This is a genomic window from Streptomyces sp. NBC_01216, from assembly GCF_035994945.1.
GTDB lineage: Bacteria > Actinomycetota > Actinomycetes > Streptomycetales > Streptomycetaceae > Streptomyces.
In genome coordinates this window covers 1,280,829-1,302,057 of the sequence record NZ_CP108677.1, presented here as the reverse complement: position 1 = coordinate 1,302,057, position 21,229 = coordinate 1,280,829, and the positions used below count along the sequence as shown (strand labels likewise).

At 71.8% G+C, this 21,229-nt stretch carries 22 protein-coding genes; 8 read left to right on the top strand and 14 right to left on the bottom strand.

Annotated elements, in window-relative coordinates; translation table 11 throughout:
- Positions 1-4 precede the first annotated feature (4 nt).
- The 3 genes from OG393_RS05555 to OG393_RS05545 form a co-directional block, all read right to left on the bottom strand.
- Positions 5-1,126, bottom strand: a complete 1,122-nt coding sequence (locus OG393_RS05555; protein WP_327373479.1) for an adenosylhomocysteinase — start codon at positions 1,124-1,126, stop codon at positions 5-7.
- A gap of 250 nt (positions 1,127-1,376) precedes the next feature.
- Entirely contained in the window at positions 1,377-1,529 is a 153-nt protein-coding gene (locus tag OG393_RS05550; protein WP_327373478.1) for a hypothetical protein, read from the bottom strand.
- 79 nt (positions 1,530-1,608) lie between these two features.
- Positions 1,609-1,794, bottom strand: coding sequence for a hypothetical protein (locus OG393_RS05545; RefSeq protein ID WP_327373477.1), 186 nt, complete (start codon positions 1,792-1,794; stop codon positions 1,609-1,611).
- A gap of 146 nt (positions 1,795-1,940) precedes the next feature.
- Between OG393_RS05545 and OG393_RS05540 the strand changes: the two genes are divergently transcribed.
- Entirely contained in the window at positions 1,941-3,284 is a 1,344-nt protein-coding gene (locus OG393_RS05540; RefSeq protein WP_327373476.1) for a tetratricopeptide repeat protein, read from the top strand.
- 411 nt (positions 3,285-3,695) lie between these two features.
- Here OG393_RS05540 and OG393_RS05535 read toward each other — a convergent pair whose 3' ends face one another.
- The 5 genes from OG393_RS05535 to OG393_RS05515 all read right to left on the bottom strand — a co-directional run bounded on the left by OG393_RS05535 (position 3,696) and on the right by OG393_RS05515 (position 8,652).
- Positions 3,696-3,887 (bottom strand): hypothetical protein, encoded by a 192-nt coding sequence (locus tag OG393_RS05535; protein WP_327373475.1) that lies wholly within the window; start codon positions 3,885-3,887, stop codon positions 3,696-3,698.
- Between the two features lie 578 nt (positions 3,888-4,465).
- Complete coding sequence (locus OG393_RS05530) at positions 4,466-5,422, bottom strand: electron transfer flavoprotein subunit alpha/FixB family protein (protein WP_327373474.1); 957 nt, start codon at positions 5,420-5,422, stop codon at positions 4,466-4,468.
- 34 nt (positions 5,423-5,456) lie between these two features.
- Positions 5,457-6,242: an electron transfer flavoprotein subunit beta/FixA family protein gene (locus OG393_RS05525; protein ID WP_327373473.1), complete on the bottom strand. Its 786-nt coding sequence runs from the start codon at positions 6,240-6,242 to the stop codon at positions 5,457-5,459.
- Between the two features lie 28 nt (positions 6,243-6,270).
- Positions 6,271-7,422: an acyl-CoA dehydrogenase family protein gene (locus OG393_RS05520; RefSeq protein ID WP_327373472.1), complete on the bottom strand. Its 1,152-nt coding sequence runs from the start codon at positions 7,420-7,422 to the stop codon at positions 6,271-6,273.
- A 573-nt stretch (positions 7,423-7,995) separates the two neighbouring features.
- Positions 7,996-8,652, bottom strand: a complete 657-nt coding sequence (locus tag OG393_RS05515; RefSeq protein ID WP_327373471.1) for a 4'-phosphopantetheinyl transferase family protein — start codon at positions 8,650-8,652, stop codon at positions 7,996-7,998.
- 161 nt (positions 8,653-8,813) lie between these two features.
- Between OG393_RS05515 and OG393_RS05510 the strand changes: the two genes are divergently transcribed.
- On the top strand, positions 8,814-10,157 hold the full coding sequence (locus OG393_RS05510) for a hypothetical protein (protein ID WP_327373470.1): 1,344 nt from the start codon (positions 8,814-8,816) through the stop codon (positions 10,155-10,157).
- A 212-nt stretch (positions 10,158-10,369) separates the two neighbouring features.
- A complete protein-coding gene (locus tag OG393_RS05505; protein ID WP_327373469.1) occupies positions 10,370-10,726 on the top strand; it encodes an STAS/SEC14 domain-containing protein in 357 nt (118 codons plus the stop codon).
- 117 nt (positions 10,727-10,843) lie between these two features.
- On the opposite strand, the gene OG393_RS05500 is transcribed toward OG393_RS05505, so the two are convergent.
- Together OG393_RS05500 and OG393_RS05495 are read right to left on the bottom strand one after the other, a co-directional pair.
- Positions 10,844-11,164 (bottom strand): twin-arginine translocase TatA/TatE family subunit, encoded by a 321-nt coding sequence (locus OG393_RS05500; RefSeq protein ID WP_327373468.1) that lies wholly within the window; start codon positions 11,162-11,164, stop codon positions 10,844-10,846.
- Between the two features lie 82 nt (positions 11,165-11,246).
- Complete coding sequence (locus OG393_RS05495; RefSeq protein ID WP_327373467.1) at positions 11,247-11,822, bottom strand: TerD family protein; 576 nt, start codon at positions 11,820-11,822, stop codon at positions 11,247-11,249.
- Between the two features lie 240 nt (positions 11,823-12,062).
- On the opposite strand from OG393_RS05495, the gene OG393_RS05490 reads away from it, so the two are divergent.
- On the top strand, positions 12,063-12,482 hold the full coding sequence (locus tag OG393_RS05490) for a BlaI/MecI/CopY family transcriptional regulator (RefSeq protein WP_327373466.1): 420 nt from the start codon (positions 12,063-12,065) through the stop codon (positions 12,480-12,482).
- A 4-nt stretch (positions 12,483-12,486) separates the two neighbouring features.
- Complete coding sequence (locus tag OG393_RS05485; protein WP_327373465.1) at positions 12,487-13,419, top strand: M56 family metallopeptidase; 933 nt, start codon at positions 12,487-12,489, stop codon at positions 13,417-13,419.
- 73 nt (positions 13,420-13,492) lie between these two features.
- Here the strand turns inward: OG393_RS05485 and OG393_RS05480 are convergent, their stop codons facing one another.
- Together OG393_RS05480 and OG393_RS05475 are read right to left on the bottom strand one after the other, a co-directional pair.
- Entirely contained in the window at positions 13,493-13,948 is a 456-nt protein-coding gene (locus OG393_RS05480; RefSeq protein ID WP_327373464.1) for a tellurite resistance TerB family protein, read from the bottom strand.
- 152 nt (positions 13,949-14,100) lie between these two features.
- Positions 14,101-15,108 (bottom strand): sporulation protein, encoded by a 1,008-nt coding sequence (locus tag OG393_RS05475; protein WP_327373461.1) that lies wholly within the window; start codon positions 15,106-15,108, stop codon positions 14,101-14,103.
- A 417-nt stretch (positions 15,109-15,525) separates the two neighbouring features.
- Here OG393_RS05475 and OG393_RS05470 point away from each other — a divergent pair, with 417 nt between their 5' ends.
- Both OG393_RS05470 and OG393_RS05465 read left to right on the top strand, forming a co-directional pair.
- Complete coding sequence (locus OG393_RS05470; RefSeq protein WP_327373460.1) at positions 15,526-16,842, top strand: hemolysin family protein; 1,317 nt, start codon at positions 15,526-15,528, stop codon at positions 16,840-16,842.
- A complete protein-coding gene (locus tag OG393_RS05465; protein ID WP_327373459.1) occupies positions 16,839-17,861 on the top strand; it encodes a hemolysin family protein in 1,023 nt (340 codons plus the stop codon). The genes OG393_RS05470 and OG393_RS05465 overlap by 4 nt, the downstream gene beginning before the upstream one ends.
- 254 nt (positions 17,862-18,115) lie before the next feature.
- On the opposite strand, the gene OG393_RS05460 is transcribed toward OG393_RS05465, so the two are convergent.
- Together OG393_RS05460 and OG393_RS05455 are read right to left on the bottom strand one after the other, a co-directional pair.
- Positions 18,116-18,799, bottom strand: a complete 684-nt coding sequence (locus OG393_RS05460) for a sigma-70 family RNA polymerase sigma factor (protein ID WP_327373457.1) — start codon at positions 18,797-18,799, stop codon at positions 18,116-18,118.
- 139 nt (positions 18,800-18,938) lie between these two features.
- Complete coding sequence (locus OG393_RS05455; protein ID WP_327373456.1) at positions 18,939-19,745, bottom strand: hypothetical protein; 807 nt, start codon at positions 19,743-19,745, stop codon at positions 18,939-18,941.
- A 206-nt stretch (positions 19,746-19,951) separates the two neighbouring features.
- On the opposite strand from OG393_RS05455, the gene OG393_RS05450 reads away from it, so the two are divergent.
- Complete coding sequence (locus OG393_RS05450) at positions 19,952-21,169, top strand: MFS transporter (RefSeq protein WP_327373455.1); 1,218 nt, start codon at positions 19,952-19,954, stop codon at positions 21,167-21,169.
- The last annotated feature ends 60 nt before the right edge of the window (positions 21,170-21,229 follow it).

The window sequence follows — 21,229 nt, the reverse complement described above, 5'->3', positions numbered from 1 at the left end:
TCGATCACCTGTTGTAGTAGTGGAGCCAGGCAGCCGCGATGGCTTCCCGGTCGGCGGTGGACACCTCATGCATAGCGCTGTCCAGGTCCCCCCGGGCGAGTTTGGCGGCGCCCGCCAAGAGTTCGCCCTGAACGAGCGCGATGAACGGTCCAACGCTCGCGCCGTGGATGAAGTTGACCGCCTCACCCCCGTTCAGCAGATAGAAGTAGTGCCCCCGAGTGCTGTAGCAGGTGACGTGCTCGCCGGCGCTGTCACGGGCGTAGCCCGAGGGAAGCCCGCTCAACTCCAGTTCGTCTTCCGAGCTGGTCACGGTAGCGACGTAGGCACCGTTCTTGAGCTGCGGGAAGTCCTCGCCACGCAGCGACAGTTGACCCGTCGCGCACAGCACGAGACCCGCCGCCGCAATGGCCTGGTCGCGGTCTCGGGCCACTTCGAACCCCTGCGACATTGCCTGTGCCCGCCGCACGGGGTCCACGTCGTGGACGATGACGCGTACGCCCTTGACGTGCAGCAGGCGGGCAATCGAGCTGCCCAGCTTGCCGAAGCCGATCACCAGGGCGGGACGCCCGTGCAGGATGTCGTTCCGCTGCCGCAGCAGCGCTTCCGTGGAGAACACGACGGACTGTCCGACCAGGAAGTCTTCCGGTTCCTTGAGCGGCGACCGAGCCACGCTGATCACGGGACACGGCAACTTGTCCCGCTCGGCGTAGCGGCGGTGGCCGTTCTCGGTGTCCTCGACCACGCCGAGGATCGTTCCCGAAAACCGCTCACAGATCGCGTCCAGCGAGGGAGCGAAGTAGCCGCCCACATCGAGTAAGACGAGCCGTTCGCCGGCTGCTCTGTTCTCCAGGTAGCTCACGGCCGTGTCGGGGTCGCTGAACAGCTCCCGGGACAGCTCGTCGCACGGGTGCGCCCTTTCGATCTCGCGGCGGGCACTCGCGTGGATGGACTTGGGCTTGGGCAGCACCGCGCGGAGCTGCGTCACCCTGCCCACGGCCTCGACGAACGAGGGACGCTCGGGCAAGAGATGGGTGATCAGCAGCGAGGACGGACGCTCGCTCGGGGCGAACGTCGCGGTGACCTTGCCGAAGAACGCGTCAAGTCTCGCGCGCTCGGTGGTTTCCATTGGCACTCCCTTTCTGTCTGTAGTAGTTGCGGGACTCGGTAGTAGACGCTTCTCGCGGTGCGTTCTCCTGTTATCGGCATCCGTGCTTGCACGATTCCCAGCGGCACGGAATGTGCTTGGAACCAGGAGGGAGGTAGACCACTCCGGACTTCACGTCCAGCGCTCCCCGGTACTCGGTCCACCACCCTTCGGGGCTGTTCTCGTATGGAGTTCCCGCGAATGGGCTGGCGGCCGTGCTCTCGTCCGGCACTCAGCAGCCCTGGCGCGTGCGGGCGTTCACCTCGGCCACGGCGCCGCTCAGAGCGTCGGACTGCATGGCCGGAAGCATGTCGTCGGGTTCGGCTTCCCACTCCTTGCCCCCGTTCAGCGGACGAAGCTGGTAGCACGGGCCGACGTGCCCCATGACGCGCCCCACCCGGCCCGTAGCGGTGTCCCGAGCGGTTTCCCCCGGCTCCCACACTCGCGGGTGTTCTCGCGGGTTCTCAGGCGTGCCCATGGCGCCCCCTTCGTTCCAGGCCGTCATGGACCCGGAGCAGTACCGGTCGCGTGGGCGGCGCGTAGCCGGTTCGGGGCACCCACTCCGGTGCGAGCCGCCAGAACCCGCCCGCCTGTATCAGGGCGGCCAACTCGTCCACGTCATCGGTCTCGTGGGCGGGCTTGTGATCCATGTCCGGGCCCTTCGCTTCGGCGTCGTCCCTTGCGGTGATCTCTCCTCGCACTAGGCAACCGTCCGACCACGCACAGCGGTACCGTTGCAACAGGGGCAGGACTTAAGAGCTTTAAGCGTCTTCAAAGCGCGGGGAGTTGAGGACCGGTGGCCAACCCGGAACCGAACGCGGGGCTTGAGCGGCTGTACCGGGAAACCGGGTGGACGCTGCGGCAGTTTGCGCAAGAGATCAACCGATTGGGGACGGAGCGCGGAACTCCCCTGCGTTACCGAGAGCCATCGGTGCATCAGTGGCTCAAAGGCCACATGCCGAAAGAGGACGTACGGCCGCTGATCCTGGAAGCACTCGCACGCAGACTGCGGCGCCCCGTGGCGCACAGCGAGGCCAGGTTCCCCACGGCTCCCGCAGATCAGCGACGCGACCCCAGTACGGTGGAGGGGCTGTTAGACCTGGGGAGGCAAGACATGGACCCGTCCCGCCGTAGCGTGCTGAGCGTCGCTCTGTTCTCCGTCGCGCTGACAGTTCCCGAGTGGCCGGACGTGGTGGGGCGCATGGAAGCGGCCCAGAGAGGCACACGGACCCGCATCGGTATGGCGGACGTGCACACGGTCTCTGCCATGACGGAACAACTCTCGTCCATGGACGACCAATTTGGGGGGCGCACCGCTCGCCCCCTTGCCGCAACCTTCCTGGTGAACACGGTTGCCCCGTTCCTACGGACGGACGGTCCCGAGGACGTACGCAAAGCGATGATGTCTGCGGCGTCCGATCTCTGCTACCTCACCGGCTACATGGCTGTTGACGAGGGTTTGCATGGTCTCGCACAGCGCTACTACCTCAAAGCGTTGGAGCTTGCGGGCGCGTCAGAAGACCACCTGACGTACTGCACCACGCTTCGCGGTATGAGTGTGCAAGCCGTGGACCTGAACCAAGGGCCGATGGCTAAGCGGCTTGCCGATGCTGCCGCAGCATCCTCGCCGCAGGCTGGGCCGCGAATGCGCGCTTTCCTCGCCGGCCAGCAGGCACATGCAGCCGCACAGATCGGGGACCGGCGGTCCGCGCTCATGTTCTTGCAGGAAGCCGAAGTGGCCATGGACAAGGCAGAGTCCGGCGGGAAGGCGTTCGGCTCGTACGACCCCGCATCGCTCAACTACCACACCAGTCAGGTGCGCTTCGAAATGGGCGATGTGCACGGGGCGGTTGCCGCCATGCAGGAATCGGACCGGCTTCGGTACAGCATCTATCGACGCACACGCGTCAAGGAACGGGCGATTCTCGCCGAGCGGCAACTAGCCGTGGGGCATCTTGAAGCCGCCTGCCAGACCTGGGGGCTTGCGCTGGACGATTACCCTCTAGTCAACTCGGGGCGCATTGATAAGCGCATGACGGACATGTTCAAACTCATTCGCCCCCACGCCCGAAACCATGACGTGCAAGCTCTGTACGAGCGTGCCCGCGAAATCGTCCGGCCCGAACTGGTCCCCTCATGACGATAGCCCCGCCGCACCTCCGGTCATGGGAGTGTACGGCGGGGTTGCTTCATTCTGCCCACGGAATCGCTTCCGCAGAAACGCTCTAATGAGCCGTGCGAGTTTTTTGCCTCCCTGCCGATCTGGGGCCAGGGAAGTCGGGAGTACCCCCCTGGTTCGCCCGGAGCGCATTCAACGCCGTACCGGTTCGACTAGCTTTACGGTGGAGCCTCGGCCTATCGCGAGCTACAGCAAGCGCCCGCGCAAAGGGCGGCAGTTGCGGCGCGCGAGATTCACCTCACTGCCGATCTGGCAGGCGAGGAATCGGGAGTACTCCCCTGGTCGAGCTTCACTCTATCCTCGAATGGTGGCGAGCCGGCGAGCGTTTCATATTCGCCGAAGCCGTCGCGGCACCACATCGACAGCGCGCGTTCAGCCATTTTCGGAAATGTGGTCCTCGCGCGCCTGTGTCAGCTCCTCGGCGAACTGTGCGCCGAGTTCAGCCGCCTGCTTCTCGACCGCCCGCCGAATCGCGTCCAGGATCTCCGCGTTGTACCAGCGCTGTTCGGGCGCCGTGATCGGTTCACCGATGGACCGCTGTGCCCGCTGCGCTTCGGTCAGCACGTGTCCGCGCCGGTAACGAGCCGCGCGGTATTCAACATAGGCGGCGAACCACGGTTCGGCCGACAGGGCCTTTATGAACCGCTCGTGGGCGTCGTCGCCGGAGTGTGTAGACCGTCCCCGCGAGAGGGTTGCTTTCCATGGGCCCGGTAGGGACCGAGGAATTCCTACGTTCTCGATTCTCCATGCCCCCTGTAGGGGGCAGAGGTGTCCCGGAACCACTCTTGACCAGCACCGACGTACCCACGGCAACACTCCAGAACGTCTAGTTCCGTGTGTTGGGAGACCCCGAGGGCAATGAGTTCTGCCTGCTCAAGGCCCGCATCAAGCCGCTCTGACGAGCCTCTGGGGCCGAGCGCGGTCACGCTGCGGCCCGCGGGGACACCGCGGGCCGCGGCGTGGTCCGCCGGGCCGGGTCCTCGTGCCGCGTCAGGCGGCCTTCGCCCTGTCGCGACGCCCGGCACGGCGGCTCGCGGCATTGCCGGATCAACCGGGCAGGTTCCCTACGAGGTCGAGCCGGCGTCCTGCGATCCACCGCACCGGACGCCGGACTCGACGGGCGAACAGCTCCTGACGCGGCGCTAACGCGAGGCGATCTCGTCTGTGAGCTGCGGCAGTACGGTGAAGAGGTCGCCGACCACGCCGTAGTCGACCAGGTCGAAGATCGGCGCCTCCGGGTCCTTGTTGACCGCGACGATGGTCTTCGAGGTCTGCATGCCCGCTCGGTGCTGGATCGCGCCGGAGATGCCGGAGGCGATGTACAACTGCGGCGAGACCTGCTTGCCGGTCTGGCCGACCTGGTTGGAGTGCGGGTACCAGCCCGCGTCGACCGCGGCGCGCGAGGCACCCACGGCGGCGCCGAGCGAGTCGGCCAGCTTCTCCACGACCTCGAAGCCCTCGGCCGCGCCGACGCCCCGGCCGCCGGAGACCACGATCGCGGACTCGGTCAGCTCCGGGCGTCCGGTCGACACGCGCGGGGTCCGCGAGACGACCTTGGCGGCGTTGCCGGTGAACGCGACGGTCACGTTCTCGACCGAGCCGGCGGCCGGGGCGGCCTCCGGAGCGGCGGAGTTGGGCTTCACGGTGATGACCGGGACGCCGTGCGAGACGGTCGACTTCACCTGGTAGGAGGCGGCGAAGACGGACTGCGTGGCGACGGGACCGTTCTCGCCGGCCTCCAGCTCCACGGCGTCGGTGATCAGACCCGAGCCGAGGCGCAGCGCCGTACGCGCGGCGACCTCCTTGCCCTCGCCTGAGGAGGTCACGAGGACGGCGGCGACGCCCTTGTCCTTCGCGATCTGGGTGAGCGCGTCGACCTTCGGTACGACGAGGTGTTCGGCGAACTCGGCGCCGTCCGCGACGTACACGGTGGACGCGCCGTATTCGGCGGCCTTGGCCGCGACAGCGGCCGCGGCTTCGCCGGCGCCCAGCACGACGGCCGTGGGCTCGCCGATCCGGCGGGCCAGGGTCAGCAGTTCGAGGGCCGGCTTGCGGACCGCACCGTCGGCGTGGTCCACGAGAACCAGGATCTCAGCCATGATTCATTGCTCCTGAAACGGTGAGCGGTGACGGTCAGATGAACTTCTGCGCGGCCAGGAACGCGGCGAGCTGCTTGCCGCCGTCGCCCTCGTCCGTGACGATGGTGCCCGCGGTACGGGCCGGGCGGGCCGCGGCCGAGTCGACCAGGGTCCAGGACCCGGCCAGGCCGACCTCGTCGGCGTCGATGCCCAGGTCGTCCAGGTCCAGCTCCTCGACCGGCTTCTTCTTGGCGGCCATGATCCCCTTGAAGGAGGGGTACCGGGCCTCGCCGGACTGGTCGGTGACGGACACCACGGCCGGCAGCGGGGCTTCCACCTGCTCGGTCGCGGCGTCGCCGTCCCGGCGGCCCTTGACCAGGCCGTCCGCCACGGACAGCTCCGACAGGAGCGTCATCTGGGGCAGGCCCAGGCGCTCGGCGAGCAGCGCGGGCAGCACGCCCATGGTGCCGTCCGTCGACGCCATGCCGCACACGACCAGGTCGAAGCCGGTCTTCTCGAGCGCCTTGGCGAGGATCGCCGAGGTGCCGATGACGTCGGAGCCGTGGATGTCCTCGTCGTTGACGTGAACGGCCTTGTCGGCGCCCATCGAGAGCGCCTTGCGCAGGGCGTCCTTGGCGTCGTCCGGGCCGACCGTCAGGACGGTGACCTCGGCGTCGTCGGACTCCTCGGAGATCTGCAGGGCCTGCTCGACGGCGTACTCGTCCAGCTCCGAGAGGAGGCCGTCGACCTCGTCGCGGTCGACGGTCAGGTCGTCGGCGAAACCCCGGTCGCCCGTGGCGTCGGGTACGTACTTCACACAGACAGCGATCCTCAGGGTCACAGCCTGGCTCCTTTCAAGTGACAGACGATTACGGGAGGTTGCGGGCCATGACGATGCGCTGGACCTGGTTGGTGCCCTCGTAGATCTGGGTGATCTTGGCGTCGCGCATCATGCGCTCGACGGGGTAGTCGCGGGTGTAGCCGTAGCCGCCCAGGAGCTGGACGGCGTCCGTGGTGACCTCCATGGCGACGTCGGAGGCGAAGCACTTGGCCGCCGCGCCGAAGAAGGTCAGGTCGCCGTCGACACGCTCGGACTTGGCCGCGGCGGCGTAGGTGAGCTGACGGGCGGCCTCCAGCTTCATGGCCATGTCGGCGAGCATGAACTGCACGCCCTGGAAGTCGGCGATCGGCTTGCCGAACTGCTTGCGCTCCTTGACGTACCCCTTGGCGTAGTCGAGGGCGCCCTGGGCGATGCCGATGGCCTGGGCGGCGATGGTGATCCGGGTGTGGTCCAGGGTCTTCATCGCGGTGGCGAAGCCGGTACCCTCCTCGCCGATCATCCGGTCCGCGGGGATCCGGACGCTGTCGAGGTAGACCTCGCGCGTCGGGGAGCCCTTGATGCCGAGCTTCTTCTCCGGCGCCCCGAAGGACACGCCCTCGTCGGACTTCTCCACCACGAACGCGGAGATGCCCCGGGACCGCTTCTCGGGGTCGGTGACCGCCATCACCGTGTAGAACTCGCTGACCCCGGCGTTGGTGATCCACCGCTTCACGCCGTCGAGGACCCAGAAGTCGCCGTCACGCACGGCCCGGGTCTTCATCCCGGCCGCGTCCGAGCCGGCGTCCGGCTCGGACAGGGCGTAGGAGAACATCGCGTCACCCTGGGCCAGCGGGCCCAGGTAGCGCCGCTTGAGGTCCTCGGAACCCGACAGGACCACGGGCAGCGATCCGAGCTTGTTGACCGCCGGGATCAGTGACGAACTGCCGCAGACGCGCGCCACTTCCTCGATCACGATGACCGTCGCCAGCGCGTCCGCCCCCGCACCGCCGTACGTCTCCGGCACGTGCACCGCGTGCAGGTCGGCCGCGACCAGCGCGTCCAGGGCCTCCTGAGGAAAGCGGCCCTCCTCGTCCACCGCCGCGGCGAACGGCGAGATCTTCGCCTCCGCCAGCGCGCGGACCGTCTCCCGGAGCATCTCGTGCTCCTCGGACGGACGGTACAGGTCGAAGTCCTTGCCCATGATCTGGAGCTCCCCTAGAACGCTGTCGTCAAGCTGCTTTTGGCACTGAGTACCCTCAGCAAAACACACTCAGTGCCATGATGCCAGTAGCGGTGCCGTGGCGTGCGGCCTTTCGCCGTCCGGCGGCCCGGCGGGCGGCGTGTCCGGCTGCCACCTGGCTTTCCCGGGCACGTCCACGGCCCGGTCCATGGGGTGCCGTCCGTGGATACGGGCGGGCAGCGCGCCGCGAATCCCCGAGACGCCCGGAGGCGCCGCGACGGCACGCGGAAGTGGTCGCCGCGGACGGGGCACCTCGTCGGATGGCGCACCCGTACGCCTGTGCGGTTCCTGTGTGCGTCTGCCGGGCCCCTCGGCCGTCGTCTCCCCGCCGGGAGCGCGCCGCCAAGGACGGGTCGGTCCTCCGGGCGTCGGGGCCGCCGCACCCGGGAGGGGCCGGGCGGACGATCCGGAGCCCCGTGGACCCCACGGAGTGGATCGCCTCGCGCGGCGCCGCCGTCCTCGCCGCGCCGTTCAACGGTGCGGCAGTCGAGCCCGGCGGCCGGAGCTGATCCGGGAGCAGGACGTGGCGGGCGGTCAGGCCGTGACGACGGCGGACGTGGCGATGAGACCGTTGTCGACGAGCCAGCGCCCGGTCATCGAGACCAGGGGCGATCCGCCCACCCGCGGACCCTCCTGGTGGAGGGTGGCGCGGAACCCGCGGCCGGAGGGGTCGAACTCCAGGGTCGCCTCCGTGAAGTCGAGCCAGCGGCGCGCCAGCGGGAACCACGCCTTGTAGACGGACTCCTTCGCGCTGAACAGCAGCCGGTCCCAGTGCACTTCGGGGGCCGCGGCCGTCAGTTCCGCGAGGTGGACGCGCTCCTCGGGCCGTGACACGGAGTCCAGCACGCCGTGAGGCAGCGGGAGGTGGGGCTCGGCGTCGATGCCGAGGGAGGGAACGTGCTCGGCCCGGGCCAGCGCGGCGGCCCGGTACCCGAGGCAGTGGGTCAGCGCCCCGACGACCCCCTCGGGCCAGATCGGCTCGCGCCGCTCGCCGCTCGGGATCGCCACCGGTTCGTACCCGAGTTCCCGCAGCGCGAGGCGGGCACAGTGCCGTGTCGTGGTGAACTCTCGGCGGCGCCCCTCCACCGCGCGTGCTATCAGCGCCTCCTCGCCGGGGAACAAGGCGGCCTCCGCCGGGTCCCCGAACGCTTCGGAAGTCGCGGTGCCCGGGGGAAGAATCGTTTCGATCACGGGCTCCACCGTATCCCTGGTGATCGGCGCCCACCGGCGATCGCGCCGATCGCTCCACGGTCCGTCAGGACGCGGGCGAGGGCGAAGCGGTGCGTCCCGCCCTCGTTCCGGCTTTCCCGTTCACCCGTTACCGACGGGTCGGGCCTGGCAGGCTGGCCGTCGTGACCTATGTCGTGACGGTGGAGACACACCTGCCGGAGGACGCTCCGGAACTGGACGAACTGCATCGGGTCGGAGCTGCCACCCTGTTGCGGAGGGGCTTCGACGCGGTGGCCGGGATCGAGGGGCCCGACGGTGCCGAAGTGGACCTCATCGACACCGTCGTGGAGGTCCATCCGGGCGGTGCGGTCCTCCAGGTGTACGTGGACGCGGTGTCGCTGGAGTGTGCCGAGGAGGCGGTCGGCTCGGTGGCGGAGGAGGTCCTGGAACGTTCGGACCTGCTGGCCGAGTGGGTGGTCCGCAGCAGTGAGGTGAGGCTGCACACGGATCGCGCCCGCGAGAGCCTGGAGGCGGCCGACGGGCCGGACGCGCCGCCGAGCGACCCCGAGGCGCGCCGGGCCCGGCATACGGCGGGCGCCGCGGCGGCCGAGGAAGCCACCGCCGACACCCCCGCACCCCGTGAGGGGTTCCGTGCGACGGCCCCCAGGCTGCGGTCCTTCCGCCCGGCCGCCTTCGGCGTGCGGGGCGCGGAGGGCGCGGCGTTCCGGCCCGGGGCGGGTGGCGAAGCCCGGCCCGCCGGAGGAGGAGCCGACGGCCGGACGGCGGACCTCGCGACGGGCGAGGCGACGACCGGAGGACTGCCGCGGGGCGACGGGGCGACGGGCGACGCCCCGGCGGCGCACGCCGCGCCGGGCGACGTCAGGACGGAGGGAGTGTCGCCGGAGAGCGCCGAGGTCGCCGCGGGAGCGGTCGTCCACGCCGCCGAACTGCTCGTCGACGAGCTTCTCGACGACGTCCAGCTCCTCGCCGAGGAGGACACCAACGCCGCCGCCTGCGAGGGGCACCTCTGGCACCTGGGAGACCTGCCGCCGCGCTACGCCCTCCGGTACGACGAACACTTCGCCCGCCGCTTCCTCGTGACGGCGATCGCCCTGACCACCCGATTCACCGACGGCGGATTCCGGGGGCTCGGCTGCCTCGCCGAGCAACTCGTGCTGAAGCTCCTGCTGGAACAGGCGCACATCACGCTCGATCTGTACGGCCTCCTGGACGACGGCGCCGTGGCCGCGCTGGACGCCTTCGCCGCCACGGTCCACGAGGACCGGGACTTCGAGTGGCTCTACGTCGACGTGACGGACGGCACCGACGACGCCACGGACGGGATCGACGGGGGCCCGGCCGCGGAACCGCCGGTCATCGCGCCGATGTCCTTCGCCACCTGGTTCACGCCCTTCGGTGAGGACCGGTACGTGCACCCGTACGCCGCCGACGAGCCGACGACCGCCGCGGGCGAGGCAGCGGGGACGGAGGACGCGGAGGGCGCTGGGGACACGGAGGACGTGTAGCCGGTGGTCACGCGCGCTCCCGCCGCCGCTCGCCGCGCGCACCATCGAGCCCGTACCCCCAAGCCCGCGGCCCGGAAGCCCCGCACCCGCGGAACCGGGTCCGGCGGCCGTGCCGTCCGGTCCCGGAGGCACCTCCTGGGCTCGCGCGCTGCCCGGGGTGGTGTGAGGCTCGGTACGGGCCGGGACGCGGCCTGCGACGCGAGGGAGCAAGGGTGATCAGGGAACTTGAGGACATGCCGGCGGGTGTCGTCGGATTCGAGGCGTTCGGGAAGATCTCCGCCGACGACTATCGCGACACCCTGCTCCCGGCGGTGGTCGAGGCCGCCCGGAGTGGGGAGATCCGCCTCCTCCTCGTCATGAGCGACTTCGAGGGCATGACGGGCGGCGCGGTCCGGGAGGACGTCAAGCTCGGTGTCGAGCATCTGCGGGCCTGGAAGCGCACCGCGCTGGTGACCGACATCGAGTGGATGGCCCACCTCACCGCCCTGTTCGGGTGGATGTCGCCCGGGGAGACCAAGACCTTCCCGCTCGCCGCGCGCGACGAGGCGCTCTCCTGGGTCGCCGGCTGATCAGGCGATCCCGCTGCCGTACCCCGCTGCCGTGCCCCCGGCCGCGGCCTGCGTGCCGCCGTTCGGAGTTCCCGCCGGCCGGTGCGCGAGCGCCGCTCCCGCACCGGCCGGGCCGGTTCACTCCGCGGGCGAGGCACCCGGCATGCCGGGCCGCGCCGGGGAGGGCGGTGTCGGGGACGTGGCGGAGGCGGTGGGCGCCGGTGCGGTGGCACCCGCCGCGCCGCCGGCCGCCGTCCCGCTCGCCGCGGTGGGGGGCGTGCTCACCTCGTACACGGCCTGCGGCTCTCCCTGGCCGTCGTCGCTCTTCATCGCCCTCGTCTCGCTCTTGAGGATCCGGGCGGCCTTGCCGGCGTTCCGGGCGAGCTCGGGCAGCTTCTTGGCGCCGAGCACGATGATGACGACGATCAGGAGGATCGCGATCTCGCTGATGCCGAACATGGGGCTCCGTTTCCGGTCGGTGCGAGGGGCCGGGGTGCCGGCCGTCGACCGACGCGTGGTTGTCGCCGGCCGGTGGACGAGGTCAGACGTTGACGCCGAAGTCCCCGGCGATTCCGGCGAGTCCGGAGGCGTAGCCCTGCCCGACCGCGCGGAACTTCCACTCCGCGCCGTGCCGGTAGAGCTCGCCGAAGATCATCGCGGTCTCGGTGGCGGCGTCCTCGGAGAGGTCGTAGCGGGCGAGTTCCGCGCCGCCGGCCTGGTTGACCACGCGGATGAACGCGTTGCGGACCTGGCCGAAGCTCTGGCCGCGGTTGTCGGCGTCGTGGATGGAGACCGGGAAGACGATGCGGCTGATGTCCGCCGGAACGGTCGACAGGTCGACCTTGATCGACTCGTCGTCTCCCTCCCCCTCGCCGGTGAGGTTGTCGCCGGTGTGCTCGACCGAACCGTCCGGGCTGGTCAGGTTGTTGTAGAAGACGAAGTGCCGGTCGGAGGCGACCTTCCCCGTGTCGTTCAGGAGCAGCGCGCTGGCGTCGAGGTCGTAGTCGGCGCCGGTCGTCGTGCGGACGTCCCAGCCCAGGCCGACCAGGACCGCCGTCAGTCCGGGTGCCTCCTTGCTCAGCGAGACGTTGCCGCCCTTGCCCAGACTCACACCCATGTCGTGTTCCTTTCCCCGAGTCGTGCGCATAAATCTACAGTGGCGTAGAAGCCGGGGGAACCGGAGCGCCGGGTGCCGTCGTGGCTTCGTTGTACGTCCGCCCGCGGTCGGCGCGCGGACGCGCGGGCGAACGGCGGTGGGACGGCGGGTATCGGGTCAGTACGATGAACCGCCCCGAGCCCCCGAGCGCGGCTCTCCGGGGCATCGGGGCTGTGGTAGGGACAGGCGGGAGGCTGACGGATGACGGACCACGGGACGGCGGACCGGGGCCGGTGCGACGCCGGACCGGCGCCGCGGCGGCGCGGGCAGGGCGAGCTGGAGGCCCTCGTCCTGGCCGCCGTGCGGTCGTCCGGCCGGCCCGCGACCGCCGGCCGGGTCCAGGAGTTGCTCGGCGGTGATCTCGCCTACACCACGGTGATCACGATCCTGACGCGCCTTCACGCCAAGGGCGCGGTGGCCCGGGAGCGGTCGGGCCGGTCCTTCGAGTGGACGGCCGTGGCGGACCAGGCAGGGCTCGCCGCGCTGCGGATGCGCAAGGTCCTGGACGCCGAGTGCGACCGTGAGGCGGTGCTCGCACGTTTCGTGACCGGCCTGTCCGCGACGGAGGAGCAACTGCTCCGGGGGCTGCTGGCGCAGGCCGGGGAGGAGGGGGAAGACTGACGCCATGGGGGTCTTCGTCTTCCTTCCGCTCGTCCTGCCGCTGACCGCGTGGCCCGTCGCCCGGCTGGCGGAGCAGCATCTGCACCCGCGTACGGCGACGCGGATGCTGACCGGGGTCGCCGCCGTGCTGGCTCTGTGCAGCACGCTCTGTCTCGCTCTGCTCATGGTCGTCGGCACGGCCCAGCTCCCGGGCAATCCGCTGCCCGACGGCTGGTCGGACCCGGAGGTGCGGGCGGCGGTCCCGTACGACGAGATCGCCGGCCGGGCGGCGATCCCCGCTCTGCTGGCGGTCGTGCTTGCCGTCGGACGCACCCTGCGACGGCACGGGCGTGCCCGGAGACGGGCGGAGCGGGCGCTCGGTTCGCTGCCCTCCCGCTCGGTCGCCGTGCTGCCCGACGACGCCCCCTACGCGTACGCGCTCCCCGGGCGGCCCGGCCGGGTCGTCGTCAGCCGCGGCATCCTGGCGGGGCTGAGCGCGGCCGAGCGCCGGGCGCTGTTCGCGCACGAACGCGCCCACCTGGAGCGGCGGCACCACCGATTCCTGCTGGTCGTCCGGGTGGCGGCACGGGCCAACCCGTTTCTGCGTCCCCTGTGCACCGCCGTGACCTACACGGCCGAGCGCTGGGCGGACGAGGAGGCCGCCGCCAGGATCGGCAGCCGCCGGACGGTCGCCCGCGCCGTCGGGAAGTCGGCCCTGGTCTCGTCGGGCGCGCCCGTGCCGACGCTGGCCGGGTTCGCGTCCGTCGCCGGCCCGGTGCCGAGGAGGGTGGCGGCGCTGCTGGCGCCGCCACCGGCCCCGCGCGCCTGGCCCCCGGCGTTCACCGCGGTGGGGCTGGCCGCGTGGGGTGCGGCGGTGGGGACGACGGTGTCCGCCGTCGCCTCGGCGAACTCGGCGGTCACGCTGTGCGCGATCCTGCACGCGGCCACGCCCTTGTAGCGGGCAGGCCGCGGCGCGGGCGCGCGTCTCGCGAAGCGCCCGTGCCGGGGCGTACCGGTCTGTTGACCTTCTGTCAGAGGTCGAACTCGTGGGGCGGCAGGTCCAGCGCGTAGCAGGCCTCGCGGACGATGGCCTGCTCGGTCTTGTCGAAGTCGCCGTCGGCGCCGCCGATGACGATGCCGATCTGGATGACGGCGCGTGCCTCGGCGGGCTTCTTCTTCGCCTTGGCGATCTCCTGGAGCACACTCACCTTGCCGAAGTCGAAGTCGGCGGTCAGGCGGTTCAGGTTGTCGTCGAAACGGCGCTGCAGGTCGAGCGCGTCGAAGTTCTGGAGCACCTCGTTGGTGGAGATCAGCTGGGCGACCCGGCGCCGCTCGGACGGGTCGATCGTTCCGTCGGCGGCGGCCACGAGCGCGCACATCGCCATGCTCGCGTCGCGGAACGCGCCGCTCTTGAGGTCGTTCTTCTTCGCGATCAGCTGGGTCTGCATCGTCGATGCGGACTCCTTGACGCGGTCCCACAGGGCCATCGAGAACTCCGTTGCGTGTCGGAGGCCGTCCGGGCCGACTCGAGTGACGGCCCTGACGCCCACTTGGTTTCTACAATATTGTAGAAGTTATCAGCATTCCGTGCGCCGCGCGGGGCAGCCGCCGGGGGCGTGTCCGGCCCTCTGGCCGGGCATCAGTCCTCGTCCCCACCCTCCTCCTCGTCCTCGTCGTCCCCCTCGAAGAAGTCGCCCACCTCGTCGACGACTTCCGCGGCGACCATGCCGCCGACGACCCCCACGGCCAGACCGGCCGCGCCCGCGGCGATCGCCGTGCCCGCTCCGGAGCCGTGTCCGTGATGCCGTTCGTCGAACCCGTGAGACCCGTGCTGTCCGTGGTCGTAGGACGCGTGCGCCCCGTAGCCTGCCCCGGCGTGGTGACCGACGAGCCGTTCGATCCAGCCGGTCACCTCGGCGTTCCAGTCGAGGTGTTCGACGTCGTGGTGGCCGACGGCGAAGCGGGTGACCACGTCATGTCCCTCGGAGAGGAACCCGCCGCGCTTGTCGGCCTCCAGGACGACCTCCAGGCCGCCGGGCCCGGCCAGGAAGGTCAGCTCGATCTCGTTGACCTGGTGCGCGTACTGCGGCGCCGGAGTGAGCTCGATCTCCTGGTAGAAGGGGAGCCGCTGGCCGGTGCCCCGGATGTGGCCGAGCTCCAGGTCGGCGGACCGGAACCCGAATCCCAGCCGTCCGAGGGCCTCCAAGACCGCCTCCTGGACGGGCAGGGGCCGCACCGCCAGTGGGTCGAGGTCGCCCTTGTCCCTCGCGCCGGCCACGCCGAGCTCCGTGCGCACGCCCAGCGTGATGCCGAGCCCCTGGCCGTACAGCTCCGTGACGGGCGTCTCCCAGGGGAGCGTGAGGGAGAACGGCACGCTGTACTCCTCGCCCTCCGGGAGACGGAAGCCTCCGCCGACGACCTCGCGGTGGAAGGCGACGAAACCCTCCGACTCCCCGTCCTCGTGTTCCGCCTCGACACGGGCCACGAGCTCCAGGGTGAGGTGCTCGACCGTGAAGTCGGCCCCGCCGCCCCTCAGATGGACCCGGCCGCCGAGCATGCCTCCCGGTGCGACGGCGCCCGGGTCGAGGACCGTGTCCACGGCGGGACCGCCGACGCCGAGCGAGCCGAGCAGCTTCTTGAACACCATCGTGGCGTTCACTCCTTCGTCTGTACGCGTGGTGTGGTGGAACGGTGATCCACCGCTCCTCTACATGCCTGTAGAGCATAGGGGTGTGGGGGGTCTCGCGCGGCTCAACTCCCCGACCGCACAAGCGTCCCGACCCCTCCCTTACGGTGGGTGCCGAGCGCGGGAGGACCTGTCCCGCCTCCCGTCGCACGGACACGAAGGAGCTCCGGGCCCGCCGCCGGCCCCCTCGCACCGCGCTCCCGCCGTCCGTCCGTCCGCCCCACTCCGCCCCGCGACGCGCCGCCCACCGCGCCCCGGGGGCACCCGCGGCCGGCCGCACCCCGATACTCGAACCCGACCGACCCTTGCCCGGCCTTCCCGAAGGAGACCCTCCGTGCCCGCCCGCCCGACGACCACCGACCCGGCGCGGTGCCCCCGATGAGCGCCGTTCTCGGCCTGCTGGCCGTTCTCGTCCTCACCGCGGGCACCGGATACTTCGTCGCCCAGGAATTCGCCTACGTCGCCGCCGACCGCCTCGCCCTCGCCCGCGAGGCCGAGGCGGGGGACAAGCGCGCCCGCCGCGCGCTGACGGTCCTCGAACGCCTCTCCTTCATGCTGTCCGGTGCCCAGCTCGGCATCACCGTCACGGGCCTGGTCGTCGGCTTCCTCGCCGAACCGTCCGTCTCCGCGCTGCTCAGGCCGGCCCTGGAGGGCACCGGGCTGCCGGACGGCGCCGTCTCGGCGATCTCCGTCGTGCTCGCCTTCGCGCTCGCCACCTTCCTCCAGATGGTCCTCGGCGAACTGGCCCCGAAGAACCTCGCACTCGCCGTCCCCGAACGGCTCGCCAAATCCCTGGCCCCCTCCACGCTCCTGTACCTGAAGATCGTCGGACCCGCGGTACGCGTCTTCGACGGCGCCGCCGCCCGGCTGCTGCGCGCCGTGGGCATCGAACCCGTCGAGGAACTCCACCACGGGGCCACTCTGGAGGAGCTGAGCCATCTGATCGGCGCATCGCACGAAGGGGGCGGTCTTCCGGCCGACACCGCCGAACTCCTCGACCACGCACTGGCGTTCTCGGAGCGGACCCTGGACGAGGTCATGGTGCCGCGCGCCGACGCCGTGTTCGTACGCAAGGACGCCCCGCTCACCGAGGCCGTCGCGCTCATCGGCCGCCACGGACACTCCAACTACCCGGTCCTCGGCGACCATCCGGACGACATCGCCGGAGTGGTCGGTGTGCGGGAGCTCGTCCGCCTGCCCGCCGAAACCTTCGCCACCACGACCGCGGGCGAGGCCGCCCGGCACCCCCTGCTGCTCCCCGACACACTGCGGCTGCCGGGTGCCGTGGCACGGATGCGGGAACGCGGCGACGAGTTCGCCGTCGTCCTCGACGAGCACGGCGGCGTCGCCGGCATCATCGCCTACGAGGACATCGCCGAGGAACTCGTCGGCGACATCGCGGACGAGAGCGACACCGTCGTCGACCTCGCCGTACCCGACGGCTCCGGCTGGCGTGTGGACGCGGGCCGGCGCCTCGACGAGATCGACGAGGCCACCGGCATCACCCTGCCCGAGGACGACGACTACGACACCGTGGCGGGGCTGATCATCGACCGGCTCGGCCGCTTCCCCGCGATCGGGGACCGGCTCGTCATCGACGACGTCCACATCGAGGTGCTCGGCCTCGACCGGCACGTACCCGAACGCGTCCGCCTCGAACAGGTGCGGCCGACCGCCGAGGAGACCCAGGCGTGAGCTTCCCCGTGGCGGTCTTCGTCACCCTCCTGCTCCTGATCGGCAGCGGCTTCTTCGTCGCCGCCGAGTTCGCGCTCGTCGCCTCGAAGCGCCACCGTGTCGAGAAGGCCGCCGCCGAGGGCCGCCGCGGCGCCGGGGCCGCCCTCGCCGGCATGCGTGAACTGTCGCTGATGCTCGCCGGAGCGCAACTCGGCATCACCGTCTGCACCCTCGGCCTCGGCTCGATCTCCAAGCCGGCCGTCTCACACGAACTCGACCCGCTGCTGGTGGGGCTCGGCCTGCCGACCGCGCTCAGCTCGGGGATCTCCTTCGCCGTCGCCATGATCGTCGTGGTCTTCCTGCACATGGTCGTCGGCGAGATGGCGCCCAAGTCCTGGGCCATCGCCCACCCCGAGCGCGCGGCGATGATCCTCACTCCGCCGTTCCGGGCGCTGGTCAGGTGCGTCCGCCCGTTGATCCGGCTGCTCGACAAGGTCAGCAACGCGCTGGTACGGCTGTGCCGCGTCCGTCCTCGCGAAGAACTGGCCACCGTGCACGACCGCGAGCAGCTCGGCCGGCTGGTGGCGGAGTCCGAGCGCCTCGGTCTGATCGACTCGACGGACTCCCAGCTCATCACCCGTTCCCTGACCGAACCGCAGACCCCGGTCGCCGAACTCCAGACTCCGGCGGCCGACTTCGTCGCCGTCCCCGCGGACGCCGGCCCGGACGCCGTCATCGCCCGCGCCGCCGAAGCCGACCGGTCCCGGCTCCTGGTGTACGACGGAGACCACGTCCTGGGCACCCTGCACGCCCGGGACGCCCTCGTCGCCCGCACACGGGGCCGACAGGTCACCGCGCGCGACCTCGCCCGTCCGGTGCCCCGACTGGCGCCCACCGACACGGTCTCCCACGCGCTGGAACAGCTGCGCCATCGCCGCGCCTCACTCGCCCTCGTCCAGGGACCGGACGGAACGCCGAGCGGGCTGGTGAGCCTCGACGACCTGCTGGTCCGGATCCTGGGGCCGCGGTCGACGCCGTGACCCCGGGCACGGGGGCGGGCTCGCGGCACATCACGAGCCCACCCCCGTCCGCCGCCCCTCCCGCGACCCCGCGCGTCGGGCCGGGAGCGTCAGAGCCTGTCGGGTGGCCTCCGACCGGGCGGTCACGCCCTCACACGCGCGCTGGCGGCGTTGCCGCCATGCCCCGGTGACTCCGCTGCAGCGGCATCCCGACGCCTTGGCATCGCGCGCACCGGCCACGTCCTCCGGTCGGCCGGAGGCCACCTGGCAGGCTCTCAGGCGAGCGCGGGCACCCGGGTGAACCTCCGGCCCGCCGACGCCGCCCCGGGCTGTGTGGGGACCGGCCGGGAGGTCTCCTCGCCGCGCAGCAGAGCGGCCAGCGAGGCGCGGGCCCGCGCGACGCGCGAACGGACCGTGCCGACCGGACAGCCGATGGCCTCCGCGGCCTCGGCGTAGGGCAGGCCCAGCAACTGGGTGAGGACGAACGCCTCCGTCCGCTCCGCCGGGATGGCCGCGAGGAGTTCGGCGAGGGCGATGCCGTCCTCGAAGCCGGGGAGGCCCCGCGGCTGCGTGTGCTCGGCCACCCTCTGCCAGTCGTCGCGGTCGGACAGCCGGGGCCGGGCGGCAGCGCGCCGGAGACTGTCGACCACGGTCCTACGAGCTATGGACAGCAGCCAGGTGCGGGCCGAGGAGCGCCCCTCGAAGCGGGGCAGCGCGGCGAGGGCGCGCAGGAAGACCTCCTGGGTGAGATCGTCGGCGGCCTGGCGGTCCGCGCTGAGATAGGCCACGTACCGCCAGACGTCGCGGTGCAGGGCGCGCACGAACAGGTCGGCCTTGGCCGGGTCGCCGTCGCGCGCCGCGAGCGCGAGCAGCGTCGTCGCGGCGTCGCCGTCGGCCGTGTGCGCGGAACGGGAAGGCTTCGCCGGTCCCTGGTCGAGGGTGTCGTGGGCAGGAGTCATCGCCACAAGTCCTTTGCGGGAAAGGTGAATCCGGCGGCGCGCGCGAAGGGCGACGCCGGTGAGGGGGTCGGCCGGCCGGGACGGCGGGGCCGAGGGCCCGAGCGACGGCGGGACGCCGTCGGGCTCGGGGAGCCGGCTGTCAGAGGACAGCGAGTGCCGGCGGCGGACCCCGTGAGATGACGGAATGGGCGAGGAAGAGCCGGCGGGGAGGACGCTCGTCACCGGCTCGTACGGTCCGGGGACAAGGCCGCTCCCGCGGTACCGGAACGGCGACGGCGAACAGCAGGCGCAACGGCCGGAAGAGACCCAGCGGCAGCGCCCGCAGCATACGGAAGGCGGCCCGTTCACCGCAGGCCATCCACAGCCCGCTCAGCAGCGCCGCGATCAGGTGCGCCGACAGCATGCCGAGGGACGCGGACATGTCCGCCATGTCGTGCCCGCCCGGCGCGCCGGTGATCGCCGCACCGGCGTGTGCGAGGACGTCGTGCCGCACGCCGGCGTGCGCGACGGTCTCCTGGCCCATCGCGGCGTGCGCCATGGCGTCCTGGCCCATCGCGGCGTGGGAACGGAGGCCGTGTCCGGCGGCGGCCTGCGCAAGGGGTTCGTGCCCCGTCGCCGCGGAGGGCGAGACGCCGGGAGCCGGGTGCGTGTGACCCATCGCCGCGCGCGCGGTGACCGCGTCCGGCGCCTCGGCCGGCTGGGACCAGGCGAACGCCGTGTGCAGCGCGCTCTGGACGGTGACGGCCGCCGCCGTCACCGCGTACAGGCCGCGCTCGCGGCCCGCGAGGCCCCAGGCGACCGCCGCGACCCCCACGAACGCCGCCGACAGCGTCCCAACAGGCAGGGGCCGCCCGGACATCAGGATGTGACCGGTGGCGGCGAGCAGCACGCAGACGGCCGCGAACATCGCGGCCCGCGCTCCCCGCGAACATCGGCCTGGTGTCATGGCGCGCCCATCCTTGCAACCCTCTCCCGAGGTGTGAGGGCGGGTGCGACCGTGCCGGGGCCGCCCCCCCTCGACCCGTCGGGTCATGCCTACGCGACTGTGGCACACCCCACAAGGGCCCCTCGGGAACTCCCGTCACTCCGGAGACGACTTCTCGATGTCGGCGACGGAAGGCCCGGACGTCGTGTGGGGAGAGGGGGCACCCGGTGGGAACCGCGAGCACGGCGGGGGCCGCGCCGGCCGAGTCCGGCCACGGAGCCGTACGGGGGTCGACCGCGCTGCTGACCACGGCGATGGCCTTCTCGATGATGCAGTTGTTCCTGCTCGGAGCGCTCGGTCCGCGCCTCGTCGACGGTCTGGGCGTGTCGGAGACCCTGCTGGGGCTGACCACCACGGTGGGCTTCGGTACGGCGGCGGTGCTCTCACCGGTCGGCGGCCGGGTCGTGGACCGTATCGGACCCCGGCGCGCGCTCGTCGCGCTGCTCACGACCTCGGCGGTGGCGCTCGCCCTGATCGGCGCGGCACCGGGCCCCGCCCTGCTGCTCGCGGCCGTCGCGCTCGGCGGTCTCCCGCAGGCACTGGCCAACCCGGCGACGAACAAGGCGATCCTCGCCACCGTCCCGGCACCGAGACGCGGCGCGGTGACCGGGACCAAGCAGTCGGGCGTCCAGCTGGGAGCCTTCGTCGCGGGGCTGCCGCTCGCCACGGCGGCGGGCGTCCTCGGCTGGCGGGGCGCGGTGTGGGTGGCCGCCGGGGCGGCGCTCCTCGCGGCCGGGTGGGCCTGGCGGGTGCTGCCGGCCGACGCGCCACCGAAGGGCGCCGCCGTGCCGCGCGCGTCCGCTCCACCCGACGGCCCCGTGCCCTGGCTGGCGGCCTTCTCGCTCTTCCTGGGAGCGGGCATCGCCTCCGTCAACACCTACCTCGCGCTGTTCGGTGCCCAAGGTCTCGGCATGGGACCGGCGGTGGCGGGCGCGCTGGTCGCCGTCCTCGGCGTCGCCGGGATCGCCGGCCGCGTCGGCTGGTCCCGCGCCGCCACACCCGGCCGCGCCCCCTGGCTTCCGGGCCTCCTCGCGGGCGGCGCCGTCGGCGCCGCCGTACTCCTCGCCGCGGCCGACCGGGCCGGACCGCTGGTCTGGGCCGGGGCCGTGACGGTGGGACTGTTCGCCGTGTCCGGCAACGCGGTCTCGATGGTGCTCGTGATGCAGCGCTCCGCACCCGGCCGCGCCGGGCAGGACTCGGCGCTGGTCGCCGCCGGCTTCTTCGCCGGATTCGCGGTGGGGCCGCCCCTGTTCGGGATGCTCGCCGAGCGGGGCCGGTACGGCCAGGGGTGGATGCTGGTCGCGGCGGAGTTCGCCGCCGCCGGCGCCGTCGCGTGGGCCTGGGCGATGCGGGACCGCCGTACCCGCACGGGCGTCCCGGCATGACCGCCACCGCCTCGGCGGAGGACGCCCTCGACCTCCCGCTCGGCCGCGTCGCGGTGACCG

Coding starts and splice junctions, on each gene's coding strand:
- OG393_RS05555 (WP_327373479.1), bottom strand. CDS start 1,126: ATGGAAACCACCGAGCGCGCGAGACTTGACGCGTTCTTCGGCAAGGTC.
- OG393_RS05550 (WP_327373478.1), bottom strand. CDS start 1,529: ATGGGGCACGTCGGCCCGTGCTACCAGCTTCGTCCGCTGAACGGGGGC.
- OG393_RS05545 (WP_327373477.1), bottom strand. CDS start 1,794: ATGGATCACAAGCCCGCCCACGAGACCGATGACGTGGACGAGTTGGCC.
- OG393_RS05530 (WP_327373474.1), bottom strand. CDS start 5,422: ATGGCTGAGATCCTGGTTCTCGTGGACCACGCCGACGGTGCGGTCCGC.
- OG393_RS05520 (WP_327373472.1), bottom strand. CDS start 7,422: ATGGGCAAGGACTTCGACCTGTACCGTCCGTCCGAGGAGCACGAGATG.
- OG393_RS05500 (WP_327373468.1), bottom strand. CDS start 11,164: ATGTTCGGCATCAGCGAGATCGCGATCCTCCTGATCGTCGTCATCATC.
- OG393_RS05495 (WP_327373467.1), bottom strand. CDS start 11,822: ATGGGTGTGAGTCTGGGCAAGGGCGGCAACGTCTCGCTGAGCAAGGAG.
- OG393_RS05490 (WP_327373466.1), top strand. CDS start 12,063: ATGACGGACCACGGGACGGCGGACCGGGGCCGGTGCGACGCCGGACCG.
- OG393_RS05485 (WP_327373465.1), top strand. CDS start 12,487: ATGGGGGTCTTCGTCTTCCTTCCGCTCGTCCTGCCGCTGACCGCGTGG.
- OG393_RS05480 (WP_327373464.1), bottom strand. CDS start 13,948: ATGGCCCTGTGGGACCGCGTCAAGGAGTCCGCATCGACGATGCAGACC.
- OG393_RS05475 (WP_327373461.1), bottom strand. CDS start 15,108: ATGGTGTTCAAGAAGCTGCTCGGCTCGCTCGGCGTCGGCGGTCCCGCC.
- OG393_RS05470 (WP_327373460.1), top strand. CDS start 15,526: ATGAGCGCCGTTCTCGGCCTGCTGGCCGTTCTCGTCCTCACCGCGGGC.
- OG393_RS05460 (WP_327373457.1), bottom strand. CDS start 18,799: ATGACTCCTGCCCACGACACCCTCGACCAGGGACCGGCGAAGCCTTCC.
- OG393_RS05455 (WP_327373456.1), bottom strand. CDS start 19,745: ATGACACCAGGCCGATGTTCGCGGGGAGCGCGGGCCGCGATGTTCGCG.